This window comes from Edaphovirga cremea (genome assembly GCF_003332275.1).
Lineage (GTDB): Bacteria > Pseudomonadota > Gammaproteobacteria > Enterobacterales > Enterobacteriaceae > Edaphovirga > Edaphovirga cremea.
The window spans coordinates 186,684-207,709 of the sequence record NZ_QOVA01000002.1 but is presented as its reverse complement, the minus strand read 5'-3'; the positions used below and the strand labels follow the sequence as shown (position 1 = coordinate 207,709).

General features: G+C 50.0%; 19 protein-coding genes and 2 tRNA genes. 5 read left to right on the top strand and 16 right to left on the bottom strand.

Features of this window, described 5'->3' with window-relative positions:
* Nucleotides 1–53: 53 nt before the first annotated feature.
* The 10 genes from infB to rlmE form a co-directional block, all read right to left on the bottom strand.
* On the bottom strand, nucleotides 54–2,750 hold the full coding sequence (gene infB / locus DRI82_RS03915; RefSeq protein WP_114192188.1) for a translation initiation factor IF-2: 2,697 nt from the start codon (nucleotides 2,748–2,750) through the stop codon (nucleotides 54–56).
* Nucleotides 2,751–2,774: 24 nt separating this feature from the next.
* Entirely contained in the window at nucleotides 2,775–4,283 is a 1,509-nt protein-coding gene (nusA, locus tag DRI82_RS03910; protein ID WP_114192187.1) for a transcription termination factor NusA, read from the bottom strand.
* 21 nt (nucleotides 4,284–4,304) lie between these two features.
* Nucleotides 4,305–4,757, bottom strand: a complete 453-nt coding sequence (gene rimP, locus DRI82_RS03905; RefSeq protein ID WP_157968006.1) for a ribosome maturation factor RimP — start codon at nucleotides 4,755–4,757, stop codon at nucleotides 4,305–4,307.
* 218 nt (nucleotides 4,758–4,975) lie between these two features.
* A tRNA-Met gene (locus DRI82_RS03900) sits at nucleotides 4,976–5,052 on the bottom strand.
* A 948-nt stretch (nucleotides 5,053–6,000) separates the two neighbouring features.
* Nucleotides 6,001–6,087, bottom strand: a tRNA-Leu gene (locus DRI82_RS03890).
* 86 nt (nucleotides 6,088–6,173) lie between these two features.
* Nucleotides 6,174–6,509 carry a preprotein translocase subunit SecG gene (gene secG / locus DRI82_RS03885; protein ID WP_114192185.1) on the bottom strand — a complete coding sequence of 112 codons (336 nt, stop codon included), beginning with the start codon at nucleotides 6,507–6,509 and terminating at the stop codon, nucleotides 6,174–6,176.
* A gap of 282 nt (nucleotides 6,510–6,791) precedes the next feature.
* The gene (gene glmM / locus DRI82_RS03880) at nucleotides 6,792–8,129 is read right to left on the bottom strand and encodes a phosphoglucosamine mutase (RefSeq protein ID WP_114192184.1); all 1,338 of its coding nucleotides are present in this window, start codon (nucleotides 8,127–8,129) and stop codon (nucleotides 6,792–6,794) included.
* A 3-nt stretch (nucleotides 8,130–8,132) separates the two neighbouring features.
* Entirely contained in the window at nucleotides 8,133–8,972 is an 840-nt protein-coding gene (gene folP / locus DRI82_RS03875) for a dihydropteroate synthase (RefSeq protein WP_114192183.1), read from the bottom strand.
* A 129-nt stretch (nucleotides 8,973–9,101) separates the two neighbouring features.
* Complete coding sequence (gene ftsH, locus DRI82_RS03870; RefSeq protein ID WP_114192182.1) at nucleotides 9,102–11,036, bottom strand: ATP-dependent zinc metalloprotease FtsH; 1,935 nt, start codon at nucleotides 11,034–11,036, stop codon at nucleotides 9,102–9,104.
* A gap of 56 nt (nucleotides 11,037–11,092) precedes the next feature.
* Nucleotides 11,093–11,722: a 23S rRNA (uridine(2552)-2'-O)-methyltransferase RlmE gene (rlmE, locus tag DRI82_RS03865; protein ID WP_114192181.1), complete on the bottom strand. Its 630-nt coding sequence runs from the start codon at nucleotides 11,720–11,722 to the stop codon at nucleotides 11,093–11,095.
* 168 nt (nucleotides 11,723–11,890) lie between these two features.
* Between rlmE and yhbY the strand changes: the two genes are divergently transcribed.
* On the top strand, nucleotides 11,891–12,184 hold the full coding sequence (yhbY, locus tag DRI82_RS03860) for a ribosome assembly RNA-binding protein YhbY (protein ID WP_114192413.1): 294 nt from the start codon (nucleotides 11,891–11,893) through the stop codon (nucleotides 12,182–12,184).
* Between the two features lie 112 nt (nucleotides 12,185–12,296).
* Here yhbY and greA read toward each other — a convergent pair whose 3' ends face one another.
* The gene (greA, locus tag DRI82_RS03855; protein WP_114192180.1) at nucleotides 12,297–12,773 is read right to left on the bottom strand and encodes a transcription elongation factor GreA; all 477 of its coding nucleotides are present in this window, start codon (nucleotides 12,771–12,773) and stop codon (nucleotides 12,297–12,299) included.
* 259 nt (nucleotides 12,774–13,032) lie between these two features.
* On the opposite strand from greA, the gene dacB reads away from it, so the two are divergent.
* From dacB to pmrB, 3 genes are read left to right on the top strand one after another with little or no spacing between them, the layout of a single operon-like run.
* A complete protein-coding gene (gene dacB / locus DRI82_RS03850) occupies nucleotides 13,033–14,466 on the top strand; it encodes a serine-type D-Ala-D-Ala carboxypeptidase (protein WP_114192179.1) in 1,434 nt (477 codons plus the stop codon).
* 5 nt (nucleotides 14,467–14,471) lie between these two features.
* Nucleotides 14,472–15,134 carry a two-component system response regulator PmrA gene (gene pmrA, locus DRI82_RS03845; RefSeq protein WP_114192178.1) on the top strand — a complete coding sequence of 221 codons (663 nt, stop codon included), beginning with the start codon at nucleotides 14,472–14,474 and terminating at the stop codon, nucleotides 15,132–15,134.
* The gene (pmrB, locus tag DRI82_RS03840) at nucleotides 15,131–16,219 is read left to right on the top strand and encodes a two-component system sensor histidine kinase PmrB (RefSeq protein WP_114192177.1); all 1,089 of its coding nucleotides are present in this window, start codon (nucleotides 15,131–15,133) and stop codon (nucleotides 16,217–16,219) included. Before pmrA ends, pmrB begins: the two co-directional genes overlap by 4 nt.
* Before the next feature lie 47 nt (nucleotides 16,220–16,266).
* On the opposite strand, the gene cgtA is transcribed toward pmrB, so the two are convergent.
* The 4 genes from cgtA to rplU form a co-directional block, all read right to left on the bottom strand.
* A complete protein-coding gene (gene cgtA, locus DRI82_RS03835) occupies nucleotides 16,267–17,439 on the bottom strand; it encodes an Obg family GTPase CgtA (protein WP_114192176.1) in 1,173 nt (390 codons plus the stop codon).
* Nucleotides 17,440–17,455: 16 nt separating this feature from the next.
* Entirely contained in the window at nucleotides 17,456–18,427 is a 972-nt protein-coding gene (locus DRI82_RS03830) for a DMT family transporter (RefSeq protein WP_114192175.1), read from the bottom strand.
* Between the two features lie 87 nt (nucleotides 18,428–18,514).
* On the bottom strand, nucleotides 18,515–18,772 hold the full coding sequence (gene rpmA, locus DRI82_RS03825; protein WP_114192174.1) for a 50S ribosomal protein L27: 258 nt from the start codon (nucleotides 18,770–18,772) through the stop codon (nucleotides 18,515–18,517).
* A gap of 19 nt (nucleotides 18,773–18,791) precedes the next feature.
* Nucleotides 18,792–19,103 carry a 50S ribosomal protein L21 gene (gene rplU / locus DRI82_RS03820; protein WP_114192173.1) on the bottom strand — a complete coding sequence of 104 codons (312 nt, stop codon included), beginning with the start codon at nucleotides 19,101–19,103 and terminating at the stop codon, nucleotides 18,792–18,794.
* A gap of 258 nt (nucleotides 19,104–19,361) precedes the next feature.
* Between rplU and ispB the strand changes: the two genes are divergently transcribed.
* A complete protein-coding gene (gene ispB, locus DRI82_RS03815; protein ID WP_114192172.1) occupies nucleotides 19,362–20,333 on the top strand; it encodes an octaprenyl diphosphate synthase in 972 nt (323 codons plus the stop codon).
* 15 nt (nucleotides 20,334–20,348) lie between these two features.
* Here ispB and DRI82_RS03810 read toward each other — a convergent pair whose 3' ends face one another.
* Entirely contained in the window at nucleotides 20,349–20,741 is a 393-nt protein-coding gene (locus DRI82_RS03810; protein ID WP_114192412.1) for a DNA-binding protein, read from the bottom strand.
* Between the last annotated feature and the right edge of the window lie 285 nt (nucleotides 20,742–21,026).

The window sequence follows — 21,026 nt, the reverse complement described above, 5'->3', positions numbered from 1 at the left end:
GACAAATAAGGGGGCGCAAGGCCCCCAAATGGATGTAAGCGAGTACGCTAACGTTAATCGATGGTACGTTTAATTTCGATGATTTCGAATACTTCGATAACATCACCAACGCGCACATCGTTGTAGTTTTTAACGCCGATACCACATTCCATACCGTTACGCACTTCGTTGACGTCATCTTTAAAGCGGCGCAGGGACTCAAGCTCGCCTTCATAGATCACGATATTATCACGCAGAACACGGATTGGATTGTTACGCTTAATCATACCTTCAGTAACCATACAGCCTGCAATAGCGCCAAACTTCGGTGACTTGAATACGTCACGAACTTCAGCCAGACCAATGATTTGCTGTTTGTATTCTGGCGCAAGCATACCGCTCATGGCCTGTTTAACTTCGTCGATCAGATTATAGATGACGGAGTAGTAACGCAGGTCAAGGTTTTCAGATTCAACAACGCGACGGGCTGACGCATCAGCACGAACGTTAAAGCCGAGGATGATTGCGCTGGACGCTGCTGCCAGCGTTGCATCGGTTTCAGTAATACCACCGACACCCATACCAACAATCTTCACTTTCACTTCGTCAGTCGACAAATTCTGCAACGCGTCGGAAATGGCTTCACATGAACCTTGAACGTCAGACTTCAGAACGATATTCAATTCTGAAACTTCACCTTCGGTCATGTTGGCAAAAATGTTTTCCAGTTTCGACTTCTGCTGACGAGCCAGTTTCACTTCGCGGAATTTACCTTGACGGTAAAGCGCAACTTCACGGGCTTTTTTCTCGTCACGTACAACAGTAACTTCATCACCAGCAGCCGGCACGCTTGACAGACCCAGGACTTCGACCGGAATTGACGGACCAGCAGACGTAATATCACGCCCCATTTCGTCACGCATCGCACGCACGCGGCCATATTCGAAGCCACACAGGATGATGTCGCCCTTGTTCAGGGTTCCTTCCTGCACAAGAACAGTAGCCACTGGGCCACGGCCTTTATCCAGGAACGACTCAATCACTACGCCACTTGCCATACCACTGCGAACCGCTTTCAGTTCAAGAACTTCAGCTTGCAGGAGGATAGCATCCAGCAGTTCATCAATGCCCGTACCCACTTTCGCGGAGACGTGAACAAACTGGGATTCACCGCCCCACGCTTCTGGCATAACACCATACTGTGACAGTTCGGTTCTGACCCGATCCGGATCGGCATCTGGCTTATCAACCTTGTTGACGGCAACCACGATAGGAACGCCAGCGGCTTTCGCATGCTGGATGGCTTCCACGGTTTGCGGCATGACGCCGTCGTCAGCAGAAACAACCAGAACCACGATATCCGTTGCCTGAGCACCACGTGCACGCATTGAGGTAAATGCGGCGTGTCCTGGGGTATCCAGGAAGGTGATCATGCCATTTTCGGTTTCGACGTGGTAAGCACCGATATGCTGGGTAATACCACCCGCTTCGCCTGCCGCCACTTTCGTGGAACGGATGTAGTCAAGCAGGGACGTTTTACCGTGGTCAACGTGACCCATGATGGTCACAACCGGAGCACGAGGCTCAGCAGCAGCGGACGTACCGGTATCACGATCGCTCATCAGCGCTTCTTCCAGTTCGTTTTCACGACGCAGGATAACTTTGTGACCCATTTCTTCAGCAACCAGTTGCGCAGTTTCCTGATCGATAACCTGGTTGATGGTGGCCATAGCGCCCAGTTTCATCATGGTTTTGATGACCTGAGAGCCTTTAACTGCCATTTTGTTCGCCAGTTCAGCAACAGTAACCGTTTCACCAATCACGACGTCACGGTTTACCGCAGCAACAGGCTTGTTGAAGCTCTGCTGCAAGGTGCTTGGCTTACGCTTGCCTTTACCATTGCGACCAACAGCACGTGCTTCTTCGCGATCGGCTTTGGATTCAGACAGTTTATTGCCTTTCTTCTGCTTGGTCGCTTTGCCACCACGAGTACGGCTACGACGATCGCCTTCAACCTTGGCATCGTTTTCGTCTTCTGCCTGGCGGGCATGTTGAGAGGTGGTCACGTGATAGTCGGCAGATTCTGTTTCTTCGGTTACTGGAGGGGTTTCAACCCAGACGCCGGTTTCGGCCATCTTGCGGGCTTCTTCAGCAACACGTTTGGCATTCTCTTCGACTTTACGCTGCGCTTCTTCTTCCGCTTTACGTTTAAGTTCTGCGGCTTCAGCTTCACGGCGTGCTTTTTCTGCCTGAGCTGGCTTAATTACTTCATCAGTATGTTGGTTGGTCACTTTTTCTTTTTCCGCTGCGTCACGCTTAGCTTTTTCAGCGGCTTCGCGTTTGGCTTGCTCGTCGGCTGTGCGCTTAGCTTTCTCTTCAGCATCGCGTTTCGCTTGCTCTTCTACTATGCGCTGTGCCTGCTCTTCCGCTTCACGCCGTGCTTGCTCTTCCGCTTCGGCCTGGGCTTGTTCCGCCTCTGACGTATCGCGTTTTACATAAGTGCGTTTCTTGCGAACCTCGATTTGCACCGATTTACTTTTACCGCCGGTGCTCGGAATATTCAATGTACTACGCGTTTTGCGTTGCAATGTAAGTTTGTTTGGCGCACCACCGTTTTCACGGTTCAAGTGTGCCAGCAGTGTCTCTTTTTCCTGCTGGGTAACAGAATCGGCTTCCGACTTGTTGATCCCTGCATCAGCAAATTGCTGTACCAGGCGATCAACCGGAGTCTGAATCTCTGCTGCCAGCGATTTTACGGTTACATCTGTCATGCTGTTCCTTCCTGCTACAGTTTATTACGCATTGTCGCCAAACCAACAGATATTACGTGCGGCCATAATCAGCTCGCCGGCTTGTTCGTCATTCAGCCCTTCAATATCTGCCAGGTCGTCGACACCCTGCTCGGCAAGCTCTTCCAGCGTACAAACCCCTCGCGCAGCCAGTTTAAATGCCATGCTACGTTCAAGACCAGCCAAATTCAGCAGATCGTCCGCGGGTTTGTTATCACCAAGACTTTCTTCTTGCGCAAGGGCCAGCGTGGTCAATGCAGCTTTAGCGCGCTCACGCAGCGCTTCTACCGTATCTTCGTCAAGACCATCGATTTGCAGAAGTTCTTTCATTGGCACGTAGGCCAACTCTTCAAGCGTGGAGAAACCTTCTTCTACCAAGACCGTTGCAAAGTCTTCATCGATATCAAGATATTTGGTGAAGATCTCAATTGCGGCGTATGCCTCGGCCTGATGCTTGGCCTGCAGGTCGTCCGCGGTCATTACGTTCAGTTCCCATTTGTCATCACCGCGATGCTGTTTTAACAGTTGGGACGCCAAACGCACGTTTTGGCCATTACGGCCGATTGCCTGTGCCAGGTTGCTGGCTTCAACGGCAATATCCATGGTGCATTTATCTTCATCAACAACAATAGAAGCGACTTCTGCCGGTGCCATCGCGTTGATAACGAACTGCGCTGGATTGTCATCCCACAGGATGATATCGATACGCTCACCGCCAAGTTCGCTGGACACATTCTGGACCCGGGAGCCACGCATACCTACGCATGCACCTACCGGATCGATTCGCTTGTCGTTTGTTTTCACGGCGATTTTAGCACGGGAACTCGGATCGCGTGCAGCAGCTTTGATTTCAATAAGCTCTTCACCGATTTCTGGTACTTCAATGCGGAACAGTTCGATCAGCATTGCTGCGGATGAACGGCTCACAAACAGTTGGGCACCACGCGCTTCAGGGCGTACATCATACAAAACGCCACGGATACGGTCACCAGGACGATGATTCTCGCGCGGCAGCATGTCTTCACGCAAAATAACGGCTTCAGCATTGTTGCCAAGATCCAGGGCGATACTGTCACGGTTAACTTTCTTCACTACGCCAGTAACAATTTTACCCAATTGCTGGCGGAATTGTTCGACCACCATCGCACGCTCAGCTTCACGTACTTTCTGTACGATAACCTGTTTGGCGGTTTGCGTGGTGATTCGGTCAAACACCACAGAATCGATGGTATCTTCGATATATCCGCCTAATTCGATAGTCGGATCTTCGTATTGAGCAGCCTCAAGCGTGATTTCACGGGTCGGTTGTGTGACTTCGTTGACAGCAACCCAACGGCGGAAGGTCTCGAAGTCGCCGCTTTTGCGGTCAATGCTTACGCGGACTTCGATTTCCTGCTCATATTTCTTTTTTGTTGCTGTTGATAATGCAGTTTCCAGCGCTTCGAAAATCTTCTCGCGCGGGAGGGACTTCTCATTTGAAACTGCTTCCACAACAGCCAGAATCTCTTTATTCATCCTAGTTGCCTCATCCTAACTTTAAAAGTGGGGTACCAGATTCGCTTTCTGGATGTTGCTCAGCGCGAACACTTCATCTTTCCCATCCACAGTAACCGTGATCATCTCGCCATCGACAGACTTGATTACACCCTGCCATTTACGACGGTTCTGCACGGCCATGCGCAAAACCACGCCGACTTCTTCACCGAGAAAGCGCGTGTAGTGCTCTGCGGTGAACATTGGACGATCAAGGCCCGGAGAGGAGACTTCCAGGTTGTAAGCCACTGTTATAGGGTCTTCTACGTCCAGTACAGCACTTACCTGGTGGCTAACATCAGCACAATCATCAACATTGATGCCGTTTTCACTATCGATATAGATGCGTAACGTCGATTGGCGCGCGCGGATGAACTCGATACCTACCAATTCATAACCCAACGCCTCAACCGGTGCTGAGATCATCTCTGTTAACTTTTGTTCTAATGTGGACAAGTCCACCCCCAAGACATAAAAAAAGGGCCTAATAGCCCAGTGATTTTGTTGCCAAATAACAAAAAACCCCGATAAATCGGGGCTTTATGCAACTGGACCCTATTTGCCGCCAGGCGGCATCGGTGCAACTTTCTGACAAGAATTTTTTTCAAATCGCTATCGAAAAGCACTGTACGTCTGTCTAACAGTATATTTGAAAAAAAACACTATAGGAAAGTTGGTTGCGGGGGCCGGATTTGAACCGACGACCTTCGGGTTATGAGCCCGACGAGCTACCAGGCTGCTCCACCCCGCGTCCGAAAACGCTGCGAATACTACGCCGATAACTGCCTGAAAGCAAGTTATCTAAAGGATTGATACTGAGGACGGGATATGATTTTGGCGATCAACTTTTTGAAAGAAAAGAGTTAACTCGTTACAGGCATATTCATACCAACATAAGCATCCGGCCTCAAATTTTCTGACAGGCTAGCGGCATTTTTACAACTACGGCCTCTCAGTAGAAGCGGCAGATTATTCCATAAGTTTACATCCGCAGCAACCCCGATTATTCATCTTCAGGAACACCTTTCCTCGTGCCCCTGGAAACATAAAGAAGAGAACGGGCGGTATGCTCATTTTCGCCGAAAGTTTGCCAAAAATTTCTTCTGTCTTCAGTAATCGAAGTTGCCGCATTTCAGATAACAGCGTCATCTGACATTCATGCCTTTATAATCATCAGGCATATCATCGATCAAGTAACAAATTTAAAATTAAACTATGTACATGGCATTTTACGATGGATAACAGAAATTAAAAAACCTGCGCACAGAACATTTTCATGATTGGTTTCTATATTCAAGTCATTGTAATTAAAGCAAAAAAAAACATTACCTAATCTAGAAAAATTAAACAGATTAAGCATTTAAACACAAATACTCTTAATAAAAATTCTTGCGAAAATAAAGTGCTGTAAAGAATAGTTGGCATTCTGAAGAACGCTTCACATTTAAATTCTTCAACTTATATAATAACCACATTAAAGTATCGGATATCGTTGTGTTTAACACAGTGTGATGTGATAGGTGGGTATCTGCTCCCATCGCTATTTTACTTGGTGATGACGCGTTCATCATTATCGATGTGACTGAGTCATTATCACTTTTGACGAAATAGGTCGCATCAACGCGGACCTCCACCAACAAGAAGTCCATGACAAAATCAGGACGAAAAAAAAGACGCCTAATGACGTCTTTTCTTAATATGGTACCGAGGACGGGACTTGAACCCGTAAGCCCAATCGGGCACTACCACCTCAAGGTAGCGTGTCTACCAATTCCACCACCTCGGCACTGATTCCTGAATGACCGTTCTACTTACGTAGCAACCATCATTTTCAAACTGTGTTCTTAAAACCCTGTTCTTAAAACTTATGGCTTAACGCGGGATATCACTGCTCGGCGTAACAGGTGCTGCCGGAGTGGTAGTCTGCTCAGCATTTACTGGCTGACCCAGATTTTCCCATTCGCTGCCTTTCTGACCCTGATTGCTACTTAAATTCCCCAGGACCAAACTGATGACGAAAAACAGCGTCGCCAAAACAGCCGTCATGCGGGTCATAAAGTTACCGGAACCACTCGAACCGAACAGGGTTGCAGAAGCACCTGCTCCGAATGAGGCTCCCATATCAGCACCTTTACCTTGTTGCAGCATGATCAAAGCCACAAGGCCGATTGCCACGATCAGGAAAATTATCAGAAGAGCTTCGTACATAGTTGTACCTGTATCCTTGCGGTTTCACCGCGTGCTAATCGCTTCTCACCAATTTAGCGGGTAGTTAAATGACCCACTGAAGCGGGTGTGAATACTAACCAAACGTAGGGTCTCGCGCAAGGGCAATTTCACGTTGAAAGTCCGTTTGCGGAAAAAAACGCCAGAAGCGCGATGAAAACCCCACTTCTGCCACAATGCCACTACCTGGCAGCTACATTAAGCCTAAATTTCAAGCACTCTCGCGCAAATCGAGAAATCACGCGAGAGCGTTTGTCTTTACCGTTACCCAGCCGCTTTTACCGCATCAGCGATACGGTTCGCCAACAATTCGACCAACTCCGCATCTTCCCCTTCAACCATCACTCGGATTAACGGTTCGGTACCGGATTTGCGCAGTAATACTCGTCCACGTCCCGCCAATTGTTTTTCCACGTCTGCTGTAACATTACGCACATCCTCACTCTCGAGAGGATCATTGAGACCCGCGAAACGCACGTTGACCAAAATTTGTGGTAACAATTTCATGCCGCTGCAAAGGTCATGCAAGGTCATATGGTTTCTTACCATCGCAGTAAGCACTTGCAAGCCTGCAACAATACCATCACCCGTCGTGGTTTTATCCAGCAGAATCACATGACCGGAGTTTTCTGCACCAATGCGCCAGCCTTTTTCCTGCATTTTCTCAAGCACATAGCGGTCGCCAACTTTCGCGCGAGCAAAAGGTATCCCAAGTTGCTTAAGTGCCAGTTCAAGACCCATATTGCTCATCAGCGTGCCAACCGCACCACCGCGCAATTGTCCCTGACGTAACCCTTCGCGGGCAACAATATAGAGAATCTGGTCACCATCAACTTTGTTGCCTTCGTGATCCACCATCATTACGCGATCGCCATCGCCATCAAAAGCGAGCCCTACATCGGCTTTCTCTTCAAGAACACGTTTCTGGAGAAGACGCACATCGGTTGCACCGCACTGCTCGTTAATGTTCATGCCGTCCGGTTCACAACCGATAGCAATCACTTTGGCGCCCAATTCACGCAATACGCTTGGGGCGATGTGATACGTCGCCCCATTTGCGCAGTCGACCACTATTTTCAGTCCATTCAGGCTCAATTCACTTGGGAAAGTGCCTTTACAGAATTCAATGTAACGACCCGCAGCATCCACAATTCGGCTGGCCTTGCCTAACTCCGCCGACTCCACACACGTCAGCGGTTTTTCCATTTCAGCTTCTATCGCCTCTTCCACTTCATCAGGAAGTTTTGCACCATCGATAGAAAAGAACTTAATGCCATTGTCATAAAATGGGTTGTGAGATGCAGAAATGACGATCCCGGCTTCAGCGCGGAACGTACGGGTCAGATAAGCAACAGCCGGCGTTGGCATCGGCCCGGTAAAGGACGCAGACAGCCCGGCAGCAGCCAAACCGGCTTCGAGAGCGGACTCCAGCATATATCCTGAAATACGGGTATCTTTACCAATAATGATCTTACGTGAACCGTGACGGGCCAAAACTTTACCGGCAGCCCAACCGAGTTTCAATACAAAATCCGGCGTAATCGGGCTTTCGCCGACGCGACCACGAATGCCATCTGTACCAAAGTATTTACGGTTGCTCATATCTTATTTCGATCCCTTCGCTGAAAGTGTTGCTTCGACAATGCGCATGGCATCGACGGTTTCTTTAACATCATGCACTCTGATTATCTGAGCACCTTGCATTGCAGCAATCACGGCACACGCCACGCTACCTGCCATACGTTGTTCTGGGGGAACATTCAGGAGCTGACCCACCATCGATTTGCGCGACATGCCGACCAACAGCGGCAAACCAAAATGATGCAGATCGCCGAGATGCGCCAGAAGCTGGTAATTATGCGCTAAATTCTTACCGAAACCGAAGCCCGGGTCGAGCAGCAATTTACTTCTGTCGATGCCTGCATTCACACAACGTACAATATGTTGTTCAAAGAAATGGTTAACATCGGCCAATAAGTCATCATAATGCGGAGCCTGCTGCATAGTACGCGGTTGCCCCTGCATATGCATCAGACATACGGGTAAACCTGACGCAACTGCGGCCTCTATCGCACCCGGCTCCTGCAACGAGCGAATATCGTTAATCAGGTCCGCTCCCGCGCGCGCAGATTCTGTAATAACGGCAGCTTTTGAGGTATCGACCGATATCCAGACATCAAAACGCCTGACCAGCGCTTCCACTACAGGAACAACGCGGTCCAATTCCTCCTGATCGCTGACCTCGGCCGCGCCAGGGCGCGTTGATTCACCACCGATATCGATAATCGTGGCACCAGCATTAATCATCGCCTGAGCATGCTCCAAGGCCCGATTCAGGCTATTGTGGCGCCCCCCATCAGAAAATGAATCCGGCGTAACGTTCAGGATACCCATCACCTGTGGGTGGGTCAGATCAAGAATTCGATCTCTGGCGCTTAACTGCATCTCTTTTTACCCTCAAAGCAAATTCACCCAGTCGCCCTATTAAAAGACGTTGGGTCAATACCATAAAAAAACCCCAGGCATAAGCCCGGGGTTTATTGTTATTCAGCAGACCATTAAGCAACCTGAGGCTTACTTGTCGCCCAACTGTTCCGACATCGTATTGCCTGGATTAGGCGTACGTGGTTCATCAACAGGCGTTGGCGCTGTAGGTGTGCCGCTATTGTTGGAATTATCGCTTTTCGTTACGTCATCCCAGCCAGCTGGTGGTCGCACATCTTTACGGTTCATCAGATCGTCAATCTGTGGTGCGTCGATGGTTTCATATTTCATCAGTGCATCCTTCATGGAATGCAGGATATCCATATTTTCCATCAGCAGCTTACGGGCACGGATATAGTTCCGCTCAATCAGGGATTTAACTTCCTGATCGATGATACGTGCCGTTTCGTCAGACATGTGTTTGGCTTTCGCCACTGAACGACCAAGGAAGACTTCACCCTCTTCTTCCGCATACAACAGCGGCCCCAGCTTCTCAGAGAAGCCCCATTGGGTCACCATGTTACGCGCAATGGACGTTGCCACTTTGATGTCATTCGACGCGCCAGTAGACACTTTTTCCACACCGTAAATGATCTCTTCAGCCAGACGGCCACCGTACAGCGTCGAGATTTGACTCTCAAGCTTCTGGCGACTTGCACTGATCGCATCACCCACCGGCAGGAAGAACGTCACACCCAATGCACGGCCACGCGGAATAATCGTGACTTTATGTACCGGATCGTGCTCAGGAACCAGGCGGCCGATAATGGCATGGCCTGCTTCATGATACGCAGTGGACTCTTTTTGCGCTTCCGTCATGACCATGGAGCGGCGCTCAGCACCCATCATGATCTTGTCTTTGGCTTTCTCGAATTCCATCATCGATACAACACGTTTACTGCCACGAGCGGCAAACAGCGCAGCTTCGTTGACCAGGTTCGCCAGATCGGCACCGGAGAAACCTGGGGTACCACGGGCAATCACAGATGGTTCAACATCCGGTGCCAGTGGAACACGGCGCATATGCACTTTCAGAATCTGTTCACGTCCACGCACATCTGGCAGACCCACAATGACCTGACGGTCAAAACGGCCCGGACGCAGTAACGCAGGGTCAAGCACGTCAGGGCGGTTGGTTGCCGCAATGACGATGATTCCTTCGTTGCCTTCGAAACCGTCCATCTCAACCAGCAATTGGTTCAGGGTTTGTTCGCGTTCGTCATGACCGCCACCCAGACCCGCGCCACGCTGACGACCTACGGCATCGATTTCATCGATGAAGATGATACAAGGTGCGGCCTTCTTCGCTTGTTCGAACATGTCACGGACACGGGAAGCACCCACACCCACAAACATTTCAACAAAGTCAGAACCCGAAATAGTAAAGAACGGTACTTTGGCTTCACCCGCAATGGCTTTCGCCAGCAAGGTTTTACCTGTACCCGGAGGCCCAACCATCAGAACGCCTTTAGGAATTTTACCGCCCAGTTTCTGGAAACGGCTTGGTTCGCGCAGGTAATCAACCAGCTCGCTCACCTCTTCCTTCGCTTCGTCGCAACCAGCAACGTCCGCGAACGTCGTTTTAATCTGGTCTTCAGTCAGCATTCGGGCTTTGCTTTTGCCAAAGGACATCGCGCCCTTGCCACCGCCGCCCTGCATTTGCCGCATAAAGAAGATCCAGACCCCAATCAACAACAGCATTGGGAACCAGGAAATAAAGATAGAAGCCAGCAAACTCGGTTCTTCCGGCGGTTCACCGACAACTTTCACATTCTTCGTCAACAACGTATCCAGCAACCTGGGATCGCTGACGGGGATATAAGTCGTGTATCGGTTACTATCTTTCTTGGTAACGTTGATCTCACGTCCGTTGATACGTGCTTCACGAATCTGATCTTGGGTCAATTCGGACATGAAAGTAGAATAATCTACTTTACGGCCATTCGACTCGCTGGGCCCGAAGCTCTGGAATACTGACATCAAAACTACTGCGATGACTAACCAGAGAATCAGGTTTTTCGCCATGTCACTCAAGGGATTAACCTCATATTACAACTGTGTTAACAAACAGCGTTAGGGTACTACAGTTTGCGCCCTGTCGCTACGATGTACACTTCCCGTGAACGTGCACGGGAAGCGTCTGGCTTACGAATCTTGACTTTCGTAAACAGGGAGCGAATTTCCCGCAGGTATTCATCAAAACCTTCCCCCTGGAACACCTTCACCAGGAAACTTCCGCCTGGCGCTAATACATCACGACACATATCCAGCGCTAATTCAACCAGATACATCGATTTAGGAATATCGACCGCCGGAGTACCACTCATATTTGGGGCCATATCAGACATGACCACCTGGACTTTATTATCTCCTACCCTCTCCAGCAGGGCTTTCAGAACCATTGGATCACGAAAATCGCCCTGAAGGAAATCGACACCGACTATAGGATCCATAGGTAAAAGATCGCAGGCGATAATGCGGCCATTGCCCCCGATCTGAGTAACAACATACTGAGACCAGCCGCCGGGTGCTGCTCCCAAATCAACGACGGTCATACCCGGTTTGAATAATTTGTCGCCCTGTTGTATTTCATCTAGTTTAAACCAGGCGCGCGAGCGCAGCCCTTTTTTCTGCGCTTCAAGTACATATTTATCGCTAAAGTGTTCTTGTAGCCAGCGACTGGAGCTAGCCGAACGCTTTTTATTAGCCATCTATTTTTCCAACTATCCTGATTTAAAGTCTGTGTAACAGGCTCTTAGAGTCATGGCATCAATTGCTTAGCTCGCGTTGGCCACTTCTCGGCACATGCCGATTTGGTGATACACATGAGATGGCGGTAGAATGACCCGTTTTCAATCCCAACCTAAGCAAAAAAGACAATGAATCTTAATAACAAACAAAAACAGCACCTGAAAGGCCTGGCGCATCCATTAAAACCGGTTGTCATGCTGGGCAATAACGGGCTCACCGAAGGGGTGCTGGCCGAGATCGAGCAGGCGCTGGAACATCACGAACTGATCAAAGTGAAGATCGCCGCTGAAGAGCGCGAAACAAAAACGCTGATCGCTGATGCTATCGTGCGTGAAACCGGCGCGTGCAATGTGCAAATCATCGGTAGTGTGCTGGTTCTTTACCGCCCTGCCAAAGAGCGGAAGATCAGTTTACCGCGTTAATCCTTTCCAGCTTAGCGAAAAGGTGCCACGTGCACTGCTCTGATAAAAGGCCGCATGCGGCCTTTTTCTTTTCTTTACAAAAGTAGCGGTATTACGGATGGAATGGCAAACCCTAGAGGTAGTCTACATCAAGAATTTCAAACTCGACATCGCCACCTGGGGTGCGGATCACGACAACGTCGTCCTTTTCCTTACCAATCAGCCCACGCGCGATAGGTGAATTCACCGAAATAAGGTTCTGTTTAAAATCAGCCTCATCATCGCCAACGATACGGTAAGTCTGTTCATCATCGGTATCGAGATTCTGTACTTTCACCGTTGCACCAAAAATCACCCGGCCATTATTTGGCATTTTTGTGATGTCGATCACCTGGCAATTTGACAGCTTGGCTTCGATTTCCTGAATACGGCCTTCACAAAAACCCTGCTGCTCACGCGCGGCATGATACTCGGCATTCTCTTTCAAATCACCATGTTCACGTGCGTCCGCTATATCGGAAATAATTTTTGGGCGGCGAACAGTCTTAAGAAAATCAAGCTCTTCACGCAGTTTTTCAGCACCACGCAATGTCATCGGAATCTGTTTCATAATATAACTACCTCTAAATCTTTCCTGTTCAAAAATCCGTCGTCCTGACGTATTAGGATGTCAATGCGAACGGCTGCTCGAACCGCTCGCCTCTAAGTGATAAATAAAAGAAACCTGACCCGGAGCATATGCCCCAGCCAAGTTCGGTTTTGCATTTTGATGTGCATTTTAACGTAGAGTTCATTGAGGGTCATCGTTTACTTTGTCCCTCTTTGCACCGTAGTATGACAGCACGTTATCCAGCTGTTGCCCCGAGATTATGCGTTTTTCACGAATTGTCAGTGGATTAGCCTGTGCATTTGTCTTTACTGCCAATGCTGCTCAGGTTGAAGATTATACTCAGTACCTGCCAGATGGAACGAATCTGGCACTGTTGGTACAAAAGGTGGGAGCCAGCTCACCGACTATCGATTATCACGGTCAACAGATGGCGCTGCCAGCCAGTACCCAGAAGGTATTGACTGCCCTTGCTGCATTGTTGCAGTTAGGACCTGATTTTCGCTTTAACACCACGCTGGAAAGCCATGCTCCGATTGCAGATGGCGTATTACGCGGCAGCCTGACTGCCCGGTTTGGCGGTGATCCCACCCTCAGACGCCAGAGTTTGCGCAATATGGTGGCGGTGCTGAAAAAACAGGGCGTACGAGAAATCACTGGCGATGTGATCATTGATACCTCGGTTTTTGCCAGCCATGACAAAGCACCGGGCTGGCCGTGGAACGACATTACCCAATGTTTCAGTGCGCCACCGGCTGCCGCCATTGTGGATCGCAATTGCTTCTCCGTGTCACTCTATAGCGCCCCGAAACCGGGCGATATGGCGTTTATCCGCGTGGCATCGTATTACCCGGTGCACATGTTCAGCCAGGTCCGCACGCTGGCCAAGGGGTCGCCGGATGCCCAATATTGTGAGCTTGACGTCGTACCCGGCGAACTCAATCGTTTCACGCTGACGGGTTGTCTGACTCAGCGCGGCGATCCTCTCCCGCTGGCCTTCGCCATTCAGGACGGTGCGAGTTATGCTGGTGCGATCCTGAAAGATGAGCTTATCCAGGCAGGCATTCAGATCGACGGCAACCTTAAACGTCAAACGACGCCGTCTCCTGCGGGCACCATTCTGGCGCAGACTCAGTCAGCTCCGCTGCATGAACTGCTCAAAATCATGCTGAAAAAATCGGACAATATGATCGCCGATACCGTATTCCGCACCATTGGTCACCAACGTTTTGGCGTTCCCGGCACATGGCGCGCGGGAGCAGATGCTGTGCGGCAGGTTCTGAAGCAGAAGGCCGGAGTCGATCTCGGCAACAGCATTGTGGTGGATGGTTCGGGCCTGTCGCGGCACAACTTGCTGGCACCTGCTACGATGATGCAAGCGCTACAATATATTGCCCAGCACGATCAGGAACTCAATTTTATCACCATGTTACCACTCTCTGGTTACGATGGTACGCTGCGCTATCGCGGTGGCCTGCATGAAGCGGGTGTGGATGGCAAAGTGTCGGCAAAAACCGGAGCCTTGCAAGGCGTATACAATCTGGCGGGCTTTATCACCACGGCCAGTGGGCAACGCATGGCGTTCGTACAATTCCTGTCGGGTTATGCTGTTCCGCCAGAAGATCAACGTACGCGCAGAGCCCCTCTGGTGCGATTTGAAAGCCGGCTGTACAAGGACATCTATCAGAATAACTGACACCTATGAAAATACTGATTGTTGAAGATGATGAACTACTCCAGCAAGGGCTGACAATGGCGTTGGTTGGGGAAGGTTATGCCTGTGACTGTGCATCAACGGCTGCGCAGGCGAGCAGTTACATCATTAGCAGTCAGTACAGCATGGTGATTCTGGATCTCGGTCTGCCGGACCGGGATGGCACATCTTTGTTGCGTCAATGGCGGCGGGAGAGTATTTCGCTGCCCGTGCTGATCCTCACCGCCCGTGACGCCATGGAAGATCGTGTCGATGGATTGGATGCCGGGGCAGATGATTATCTCATCAAGCCTTTTGCCCTGGCCGAATTGCTTGCCCGCGTACGCGCGTTGATTCGGCGTTTTCAGGGGCACAGTGACAACTTACTCATCCTCGATGACTTGCAACTTAACCTCTCTTCGCAGCAGGTCACCATGCAGGGGAAAGAGTTGGAAATCACGCCTAAAGAGTTTGCGATTCTTTCCCGTCTGATAATGCGTGCCGGACAAACGGTAAACCGCGAACTGTTACAACAGGATCTCTACACCTGGCAAGACGATCTTGGTTCAAATACCCTGGAAGTTCATGTACATAACTTGCGTCGCAAGCTGGGCAAAGAGCGAATCCGCACGGTACGGGGTATCGGTTATCGCCTGGAAAAAGAATCATGATCAGTATGCGTCGCCGATTATTGCTAATGCTGGCGCTGATTTTGTTGGTAACGCAACTGATCAGCGTTTTCTGGTTGTGGCATGAGAGTCGGGAGCAAATCAGCCTTCTGGTAGATGATACGTTGTCAGCCAAAGTCCGTAACGAGCATGTTGAAACGGAAATAGCAGAAGCCGTGGCTTCTCTGCTGGCCCCGTCGCTCATCATGATGTCAGTGACCCTGCTGCTCTCCTTTTGGGCAATCAGTTGGATTATCCGCCCGCTGAACCAACTGCAACGACGTCTTGAAACACGTTCTGCCGACAACCTGACGCCGATACCCGTAAATAACGACACGCAGGAAGTCGCCGCTGTGACAACCGCGTTGAATCAACTGCTGGCGCGGCTTGGCAACACCATTCAACAGGAACGGCACTTTACCGCCGATGCGGCACATGAACTGCGCACGCCACTGGCCGGGATTCGGCTGCATCTCGAACTTCTGGAAAAAAAAGGTATTACCGAAAGTCGTTCCCTCATCGCTCGTCTCGATCAACTGATGCACACTGTTGAGCAACTGCTGATGTTATCCCGCGCCGGGCAAAACTTTGCCAGCGGCCAATATCAACAGGTTGATTGGATTACAAACGTGATTGAACCGCTAAAGGAAGAACTGACTGAAATGGCCAATCAGCGGCAGCAGCACCTGAATTGGCAGTTGCCCCTGCATGCGCAGGTACAGGGTGACGCCGTTCTGTTGCGCTTGTTACTCAGAAATCTGGTCGAAAACGCCTATCGTTACAGCCCGGAAAACAGCAGTATTACGATTACGCTCTCACAAGAACGTGACGGGGTGCTACTGACTGTTTTAGACGAAGGCCCGGGTATTGAAGAGAAAATGGCGGGAGAGCTCACCCAGGCGTTTAAACGAATGGATCAACGCTATGGCGGAAGTGGGCTTGGTTTGAATATCGTTATCCGCATCACCCAACTTCATCAGGGCGAGTTGACGTTACAGAATCGCACAGACCGATCTGGCCTTTGCGCGCAATGCTGGTTACCCCGTGTTGCAATGAATGTCACAGGCAACAAAAAAGGGGCTGCTTAAAAGCAACCCCTCTGACTGACTAACACGCCCCGAACCTAAACAGGAAATCAGTGCTGGTAAATGACTTCGACGCCTTCGTCGTCATCTTCATCCCAGTCATCATCCCAATCGTCATCGGCTTCCGCTTCCACTTCAGCCAACTGTTCGCGGTGATAATCGTCCCACATGAATTCCACTTTCTCTGGCGTACTTTCGGCAATCGCCATCGCACGCGGCTGAGTATTGAGGAAATTCATGACGTCCCAGCACAGCGCATTCACACCATCGCGGTTCATCGCGGAGATTTGATAATACTTGTCTTCCCAACCCAGCGCCTCAACGATGGCTTTCGCACGCTCCGCGGCTTCTTCCTCACCGATCAGGTCAACCTTGTTGAACACTAACCAACGCGGTTTCTGCGCCAGATTTTCGCTGTATTTTTGTAATTCATTCACAATAATACGCGCGTTTTCAGTCGGATCCGATTCATCAATAGGTGCCAGGTCGATGAGATGCAGCAGCACGCGGCAACGCTCAAGGTGCTTGAGGAAACGAATCCCCAGACCTGCGCCATCGGAAGCACCTTCAATCAGCCCTGGAATGTCCGCGATCACGAAACTCTGCTCGTTATCCATGCGCACAACACCGAGACTAGGAATCAGCGTAGTGAATGGATAATCCGCCACTTTTGGTTTTGCGGCTGAAACAGAACGGATGAAGGTCGATTTACCGGCATTCGGTAAGCCCAGCATCCCGACGTCGGCCAGCAGCAGCAGTTCCAGATCGATCTCACGTTTCTCACCTTCGGTCCCCATCGTTTTCTGACGCGGCGTACGGTTAACGGAAGATTTGAAACGGGTATTGCCCAGACCGTGGAAACCGCCCTTGGCAACCATCAAACGTTGTTGGGGACGGGTCATGTCACCGAGAATTTCACCGGTACCCTGATCAAGCACACGGGTGCCGACAGGAACTTTAATGGTGATATCTTTACCGCGCTTACCGGTGCAATCGCGGCTATGACCGTTCTCGCCCCGCTCAGCACGGAAAGACTTCTCAAAACGGTAGTCGATCAGGGTATTGAGGTTTTCATCGGCCAGCAAATACACATCACCACCGTCGCCACCGTCGCCGCCATCCGGGCCACCGTGAGGAATATATTTTTCGCGGCGGAAGCTCACACATCCATTACCGCCATCACCTGCCACAACTAAAATTGTGGCTTCATCTACAAACTTCATTTGTTGTCTCCGTAAATCATTCACCAGGCTGCTTTAGCTGAGCAACCAAGCTTTTATCTGCCCGGCGTGGCCACCATCGGTGACCTATCGCGGAAAACATCGCACCAGAAACCACGACAAATGCGCCGATATAACCCACAACATTAAGTGCAGGAACGGCGAAAATGTCAGGCCAGGCCAATGCCAGCAAATTCGAGAATAGCAGTGTAAAAAGCGGGGTAAGTGTCACTAAAGCACTCACCTGCGCTGCTTGCCAGCGCGCCATGGCTTCAGCCAGCGCACCGTATCCAATCAGCGTATTGGCACCACAAAACAGTAAACAGGCTAATTGCCAGCTACTTAGCTGAAAAATCATGGCTGGTTTTGCAAGGGGCAATAACGCTATTGCACATAAAGCGTACAGTAATAATAGTATCTGCTGCGATGCGAGCCGGCGCAACAGCACCTTTTGGGCCACACCATACGAAACCCATACCGTCGCCGCACACACACCCAGCAACACGCCCAGCGTGTAATCCGTCAGCCGGGTGAAAATTTCGATCAGGCTGGTATTAAAAAACAGTAACAAGCCGCAGACCAACATGCAGGCACCAATCACCTGGGTGATTCGCATCCGTTCTTTCAGGATAAATACGCTTGCCACCATCATCCCTACGGGAGAAAGCTGACCTATAACCTGGGAAGTGGTCGGGCTGAGATACTGCAATGAAGAGCTGAAAAAAATGAAATTTCCCAGCAGGCCACAGGTGGCAATCACCAATAACACCAGCCAGCGTCGATGGCGAAAAATTTTTATCGGTGGCAACTGACGGCGCGAAGCCAGCACTATTCCCAATCCGATTGCAGCAATACTGAAGCGATACCACACAACGGTGTATGGCTCCATAACCTCTAAGACTTGTTTCATGGCAATGGGTAGTGATCCCCAGCAGACCGCGGTGGTCATTGCCAGAAAAATACCTGCACCAGCTTGCTGCTTGGTATGCATTTTCAACTCAGAGGGCTTTACTACCTAAAATGTAAAAAGCCCCGCAACGGGTTGCGGGGCTGACATCTGTTGGTAAGACTCGAAAACTTATTCAGCAACGATGCTGATATATTTACGGTTATTCGGGCCTTTAACTTCAAACTTGACTTTACCGTCAGCTTTAGCAAACAGAGTGTGATCTTTGCCGCAACCTACGTTGATGCCAGCGTGGAACTTGGTACCACGTTGACGAACAATGATGCTGCCTGCGAGTACGGTTTCGCCGCCAAAGCGTTTTACGCCAAGACGTTTAGCTTCGGAGTCGCGACCGTTACGAGTCGAGCCACCAGCCTTTTTATGTGCCATTTAATCTGCTCCCCTTAACTTAAGCGCTGATGCCGGTAATTTTCACGTCAGTGAACCACTGACGATGGCCTTGCTGCTTACGGTGGTGTTTACGACGACGAAATTTAACAATCTTGATTTTTTCGCCACGACCATGAGCAACAACTTCAGCTATGATTTTTCCGCCATCGACTAAAGGAAGGCCGATATTGATTTCTTCACCGTTGGCAATCATCAGAACTTGGTCAAACTCAATCGTTTCACCAGTTGCGATGTCCAGCTTTTCCAAGCGAACGGTCTGACCTTCGCTTACTCGGTGTTGTTTACCACCACTTTGGAAAACCGCGTACATATAAAACTCCGCTTTCCGCGCACTCAACTCTATAGTACAGAGCGCGCTATAAATATTCACAATAGGGCGCGAATTCTACGCAATAAAGAGTCAGATGACAAGAGCAGAATAAAGCCAAAAGAAGAAAAAAAGCACAGTTCATTACGCGGCGTTTATCTCTCGCATTTTTCAAGTACAATCAGAGTCACCGTTACCGCGATGAATCGATTTGACCAGCGTTCTCATCCCGGTGGAGAGAAACACAGCTGAAAAAAAACAATGAACCTAGAACAGATCACCGACTTAACCGCACAAGACATGGCGGCCGTGAACGCTACAATTCTCGACCAGTTGAACTCCGATGTCACACTCATCAATCAGCTGGGCTATTACATAATCAGCGGTGGGGGGAAACGCATCCGCCCAATGATCGCTGTGCTTGCTGCGCGTGCCTTGCAATATCAGGGCAACAAGCATGTCACCGTGGCGGCGCTGATCGAGTTTATCCACACCGCGACGCTGTTGCATGACGACGTGGTTGACGAATCTGACATGCGCAGGGGCAAGGCGACGGCCAATGCGGCCTTTGGCAACGCCGCCAGTGTTCTGGTGGGGGATTTCATTTATACCCGGGCATTTCAGATGATGACCAGCCTGGAATCACTGCGCGTGCTGGCATTGATGTCTGAAGCCGTGAATGTGATCGCGGAAGGTGAAGTCCTGCAGCTCATGAACTGTAACGATCCCGATATTACCGAAGAGAGTTACATGCGAGTTATTTATAGCAAAACGGCGCGTTTATTCGAGGCCGCAGCGCAATCATCGGCGATCCTTGCGGGTGCATCCCCCGCGCATGAGCAGGCACTGCAGGATTACGGTCGGTATCTCGGCACCGCTTTCCAGTTAATTGATGATTTGCTGGATTACGACGCAGATGGCGACACGTTAGGTAAAAATACGGGGGACGATCTCAACGAGGGGAAACCAACTATGCCGCTGCTGCACGCAATGAAACATGGCAACGCGCAGCAGTCAGCAATGATCCGTGAAGCGATCGAACAAGGTAATGGTCGCCATTTGCTGGAACCCGTGCTTGAAACCATGCATCAGGCTGGCTCACTGGCCTATACCCGCCTGCGTGCAGAGCAAGAAGCCGATAAAGCTATCGCTGCTCTGCAGGTACTGCCAGCTACACCTTACCGGACTGCACTGGAAGGTCTGGCGCATCTGGCTGTAAAACGAGATTTCTGAGGTGTCTTTTACCAGTCAGTCCACAGTCAAGGGCTGACTGGCCTCCAACTCCCTGGTGTCATGCCGGGCGAACAATCTATGCATCATTCCGGCAACCCCCTCACGCATGATAATGGCGATCACTTTTTGGCGCTCGTCGTCTGTCAATTGGTTATAGCTTTCGATCCAAACTGAAAAAGGATCTTGCCGTTTAATCACGTACTCAGCCGATCGTTCCTGGATCGAAAGAGAGCTTAGTACCGCGGGTGGCAGGCTCTGAATATGATACTCAACCGCTCTTCCCTGCACACCACTACGTTTACGCTTCGCCCATGATTCACGACGAGCCATGCCATTTATTCCTTGAGGCGTGGTGGGTAAACCTCCAACACCGGCCAATTCCTTGGCTGCAAACCACTCTTGTTTCATAGCCATTCTTCTCTGCATTAATGTTTCAGACACAAAAAGGGAATGTTTCTAAAATCCTTGTGAATGGGTTTCGATCATTACATAAACAGAGCTCACCGAAATCCATCAGCTACGCATTAATAATAAACGTAACGACTACACGTCAGTTATACCACTAACGCGCAATACCCTCACTCTAAAAGTGGAGTTATAAAGAGAACCAAATACAAGTTGCAATAAGAATACAAAGACCTATATTGATTTTTTTCTGGAATTTTTAAGAAAGAACATCATTCATCAACCAAA

Bases quoted from the DNA above. Each gene is read 5' to 3' on its own strand.
- infB (WP_114192188.1), bottom strand. From the start codon at position 2,750: ATGACAGATGTAACCGTAAAATCGCTGGCAGCAGAGATTCAGACTCCG.
- nusA (WP_114192187.1), bottom strand. From the start codon at position 4,283: ATGAATAAAGAGATTCTGGCTGTTGTGGAAGCAGTTTCAAATGAGAAG.
- secG (WP_114192185.1), bottom strand. From the start codon at position 6,509: ATGTACGAAGCTCTTCTGATAATTTTCCTGATCGTGGCAATCGGCCTT.
- glmM (WP_114192184.1), bottom strand. From the start codon at position 8,129: ATGAGCAACCGTAAATACTTTGGTACAGATGGCATTCGTGGTCGCGTC.
- folP (WP_114192183.1), bottom strand. From the start codon at position 8,972: ATGCAGTTAAGCGCCAGAGATCGAATTCTTGATCTGACCCACCCACAG.
- ftsH (WP_114192182.1), bottom strand. From the start codon at position 11,036: ATGGCGAAAAACCTGATTCTCTGGTTAGTCATCGCAGTAGTTTTGATG.
- rlmE (WP_114192181.1), bottom strand. From the start codon at position 11,722: ATGGCTAATAAAAAGCGTTCGGCTAGCTCCAGTCGCTGGCTACAAGAA.
- yhbY (WP_114192413.1), top strand. From the start codon at position 11,891: ATGAATCTTAATAACAAACAAAAACAGCACCTGAAAGGCCTGGCGCAT.
- greA (WP_114192180.1), bottom strand. From the start codon at position 12,773: ATGAAACAGATTCCGATGACATTGCGTGGTGCTGAAAAACTGCGTGAA.
- dacB (WP_114192179.1), top strand. From the start codon at position 13,033: ATGCGTTTTTCACGAATTGTCAGTGGATTAGCCTGTGCATTTGTCTTT.
- pmrA (WP_114192178.1), top strand. From the start codon at position 14,472: ATGAAAATACTGATTGTTGAAGATGATGAACTACTCCAGCAAGGGCTG.
- pmrB (WP_114192177.1), top strand. From the start codon at position 15,131: ATGATCAGTATGCGTCGCCGATTATTGCTAATGCTGGCGCTGATTTTG.
- cgtA (WP_114192176.1), bottom strand. From the start codon at position 17,439: ATGAAGTTTGTAGATGAAGCCACAATTTTAGTTGTGGCAGGTGATGGC.
- DRI82_RS03830 (WP_114192175.1), bottom strand. From the start codon at position 18,427: ATGCATACCAAGCAGCAAGCTGGTGCAGGTATTTTTCTGGCAATGACC.
- rpmA (WP_114192174.1), bottom strand. From the start codon at position 18,772: ATGGCACATAAAAAGGCTGGTGGCTCGACTCGTAACGGTCGCGACTCC.
- rplU (WP_114192173.1), bottom strand. From the start codon at position 19,103: ATGTACGCGGTTTTCCAAAGTGGTGGTAAACAACACCGAGTAAGCGAA.
- ispB (WP_114192172.1), top strand. From the start codon at position 19,362: ATGAACCTAGAACAGATCACCGACTTAACCGCACAAGACATGGCGGCC.
- DRI82_RS03810 (WP_114192412.1), bottom strand. From the start codon at position 20,741: ATGAAACAAGAGTGGTTTGCAGCCAAGGAATTGGCCGGTGTTGGAGGT.